Annotated in this window: 2 protein-coding genes and 1 pseudogene; 1 reads left to right on the forward strand and 2 read right to left on the reverse strand. The window is 72.4% G+C overall.

What is annotated here, in order from left to right; all coding sequences use genetic code 11:
• Positions 1-2675, forward strand: a pseudogene (locus IFT89_RS19775) (hypothetical protein); the annotation flags it as partial.
• Between the two features lie 24 nt (positions 2676-2699).
• On the opposite strand, the gene IFT89_RS19780 reads toward IFT89_RS19775, so the two are convergent.
• Both IFT89_RS19780 and IFT89_RS19785 read right to left on the reverse strand, forming a co-directional pair.
• Positions 2700-3095: a hypothetical protein gene (locus tag IFT89_RS19780; RefSeq protein ID WP_202939833.1), complete on the reverse strand. Its 396-nt coding sequence runs from the start codon at positions 3093-3095 to the stop codon at positions 2700-2702.
• A 164-nt stretch (positions 3096-3259) separates the two neighbouring features.
• Positions 3260-3818, reverse strand: a 559-nt coding sequence (locus IFT89_RS19785; protein WP_202939834.1) for a zinc-binding dehydrogenase, incomplete at its 5' end; no start/stop codon positions are given.

Raw genomic sequence — 3818 nt, forward strand, 5'->3', positions numbered from 1 at the left:
CCGCACCGCAGCCGCCCACCGCCCCGCCGGTGACGCCGACGCCGCCCGCCGCGGACCACGACGTGCCGTCAGGCTCCGCGACGACGCCCGACACCGAGGCGCAGGACGACGATCTCCCGGAGGGCTCTTGGAGCCTGTCCGAGACGTTCGGCGACGACGTCCTCGGTGGAGAGACCGTCGAGGTCCGTGACACGACGATCGACGCTTCGGCGCCCACCGCCGCGCGACCCGACGAAACCCCGGCCGACGAAGCAGCTGCCGACGACGTCTGGACCGCCGAGCCGGCGACTGCCGAGGCCTCCGCACCGCGCACGGATCCGTTGGCCTGGTTGACGGAACCGTTCGGTGCGACGTTCGGCGCCGCGCCGGCGGCACCGGAGGAGCAGGCGTCCGAGGAACCGCACGCTGAGCCGGTCGACGAGGCGCCCCAGCAGTTCGACTCCGCGGAGGAGTCCGTCGCCGCCACCGATGAGGCGACGTCTCCGACCGCGAGCGAGCCGGTCGAGCCGACCGCCGACTCGGACCCAGAGCCCGCGTCCGACGGCATCGTCGCCTCCGAGCCGATCACCCCCGCGGCGCCGTTCCGCTGGGACACGGTCGCAGCGGCTTCACCCGCGAGTGCAGCGGAGCCGACCTCACCAGCCGACGTCCCGTGGCCCGAGACGGTCCCCGACGTCGACGCCGAGCCGCTCGATGAGACGCGGCCGTTCGACAGCCTCGGCGGTCCGGGCTTCTCGGCCCTGGCGGGTGCCGCAGCCGCAGCAGCAGCCGTTCCTCCGGCGCCGACACCCGGCGCTGACGCGGACGCCGAGCCAGGCCGTGACGACGTGCCGGTCGACGACGATGCGACGGACACTGCCGACGTCCCCCCGGCCTTCGGCCCGCCGACCCCGAAGGCCGAGCGTTCCATCACGGAGCTCATCTCCCTCGACGGCGTGCAACCCGAGCCCACGGTCAGCCCCTTCGGCACCGCGCCCTTCGTGTGGGACCTCGCACCGAACGACGCCCTCGACCCGCTCGTGCACGCGGCTCCCACGACCCAGCCCATCCCGGTCCCGCCGGTGGAGTGGGAGGGCGCCGAGTCGTCAGCCGTGAGTGCGGAGTCCCCCTCGGAGCTCGCGCTCGAGGGCGAGGTGCCCGATGCCGCGTTCATCGCCGGCGACGTCCAGCCCTTCGCTCCGGGCCTCGCCGCCGTCACGCTCGGTCGCCCGCTCGTCGACGGACCCGGTGACGAGTTCGCCAGCTGGACCGACGACGCGACCGAGACCGACAGCTCCGCGCCGGACGCCGCACCGATCGTCCCCGCCGCGAACGACACGGTCGACCTCTTCCCGACGCTGTCGCTCGGCGGGTTCGACGCAGCCGTCGCGGCCGGTGGCCTCGCCGCCGCAGGGGTCGCAACCGCTGCGGGCGCCGCTTCCGGGCTCGGCTCGGGCGACGACACCGACGACACGGAGACCTCGGACGACCTCGCCGCCGACTCCGCTCCCGAGACGGCACCGACCCCCGTCACCGATACTCCTGCTCCCGAGACCCCGGTGTTCGCCGTCGACCCGGAGGAGCTCGACGACGAGTTCGACGAGGAGATCGTCGAGTTCGACGCCGTCCCACTCGCTGCAGCGGGCGTCACACCGCTTCCGTCGTTCGTGCCGGACGGCGCAGTCGCCGACGGTGCGACCGATCCCACCACGGATGCCGCCGCATCGGATGCCCCACTCGCCGACGAGGGCTCGATCGGCCCTGAGCCGGTCGGCGAGCCCGAGCCTGTCAGCGAGGAGCTGCGGCTCGAGTCGCTGTTCGACCTCGGACCCGACACGGATGCAGTCCAGATCGCCTCGGCCGATGGCGCCGCGACTGACGGCGGGCCGGCTGCCACACCGCCCGCCGACACCGAGCAGGTCGACGACACGGCCACGGTCGCCCCGTCCGAGCCGTCCGATCAGCCAGACGCCATCGCCACGGCCGAGGCGACCTCGGCACGGTCGCTTGCCGACGCCTTCGCCGCCGAGGGTGGGTGGTCGCTCCAGGCCGACGCGATCGCCGACCCTGATCTCCCGCTCGCCCCCATCCCGGGCCTCGTCGCCGCCGACGGTACCGATGTCGACGGCACGGACGCCGACGACGACACCGGCGGGTCACGACGAACCGGGGCCCACGCTGCCGGAGACGACGACGACGCTGCGGACACCTCCCCGGTGGCCGAGCCCGATGTCGCCTCGAACACCGCGCCCACACCCGTGATCCCCGCCTCGGTCTCCGTCTTCGGCGCACACGCCGCGGCCGTCCCCTCGCAGGGACCGGTCGCGAACGTGCCGCAGACGGCCCCGGCCGCGCTCCCCGGCGAGACGGTCGCGTTCCCGGAACTCGACGGCGCGAGCGCGCTCACGACCCCGGCCGCGGCTGCGGGTATCGTCGGCGCCACCTTGCCGCCTCAGGCCACGCAGTCCGCTCCCGATCGCGATCTCCCCGAATACCGCGGAGAGCACGCGGATCAGGGCATCCCGAAGGCGCTGCTGTGGGCGGTCGTCGGCCTGGGCGCCGCGGTCCTGCTCCTGCTCGCGTTCTACTTCGGAACGCTCGTCGGGGCCGCGAATGCGGCCGGTGCGGCCGGAGACCCGGTGCAGCCGAACACGTCGGCCAGCTGGTCGTCGGCTGGAACGACGCACACCGTCTGACGTCGCGGGGAGCGTGCCCCGGCATCACCCGTCTCGCTGCGGGCGTGGCCAGATCAGCATTGGGATGACGCCGTATGACCATGCCGCGAGATGTACCAGTATCCACGCCCCCAACACCGCGCGCCGAGCGTCACCGGCCTGCAGCGTGAGTCCGGTCGAGATGAGCCACTGCGCCGCCGCGATGCCCGACAGGCCTCCTGAGATGAGCAGCGCGATGGAAGTGACCAGTTTCGCGTTTCGAAAGGCTATGGCGACCGTCGCCCCAAGCACCGTTGCGACTGCGCTCACCGAGCACCAGGACGCGAAAAACGTGGCGGTCGGAGTCGAGCGGTCCGCCGGCCCTGGCGTTGACCAGTGCGTACCGACCGCGTCCGGAAGTTCTCCGCGCCAGATGGTGTGGGAGACGACGATCAGTGCCATGGGGAGTGCCAAGGCTGCTACGGACACCGCCCTTCGGATCGGCACGGAGCGTCGGTTCATGGACGGAGCAGGTCGATCACGGCAGCGTTGATCGAGGTTGCAACGAACGCAGGCATGTAGGTAATACTACATATTTCAGATCACGATATTGGCGGTGGGAACCGTCAGGCGACGTCGATGACGGTCACGCCCGTCGAGCGGTCGCCGGACGCCAGGGCGACGAGTGCTGCCGGTGCCTCGTCGAGGCCGATGCGGTGTTCGATGAGGTCCTGCGGGCGCAGCGCACCGCTCGCGACGAGGTCGAGCAGCTCCGAGTAGTCGGACGCCGGCATGCCGTGGCTGCCGTGGAGTGACAGCTCCTGCGAGATGATGCGCGGCAGCGGGAGTGTCGGTTCGCTCGAGAACAGCCCGATCTGCACCTGACGGCCCATTGGCGCCAGTGCCAGGAGGCTGAGGCGCATCGTGGACTCACGCCCGAGGGCTTCGACCGACACCTGCACGCCCGCCGGCGCGGCTTCGGCGATGCGCGTGAGGACGGCGTCCTCGTCGAGCCCGCTCGAGTCGATCGTGTGCGTGACGCCGATCGACGCCGCGCGCGCCAGGGCAGAGGCGTCGATGTCGACGGCGATGACCTCGGCACCGAGCGCGACGCCGATCATGGCCGCGCTCAGCCCCACGCCGCCGCAGCCGACGACGAGCAGGCGCTCCCCGCTGCGGAGCCCG

The sequence above is a fragment of the Plantibacter sp. CFBP 13570 genome (assembly GCF_014841395.1).
GTDB classification, from domain to species: domain Bacteria; phylum Actinomycetota; class Actinomycetes; order Actinomycetales; family Microbacteriaceae; genus Plantibacter; species Plantibacter auratus.

Bases quoted from the DNA above. Each gene is read 5' to 3' on its own strand.
- IFT89_RS19780 (WP_202939833.1), bottom strand. From the start codon at position 3,095: ATGGCACTGATCGTCGTCTCCCACACCATCTGGCGCGGAGAACTTCCG.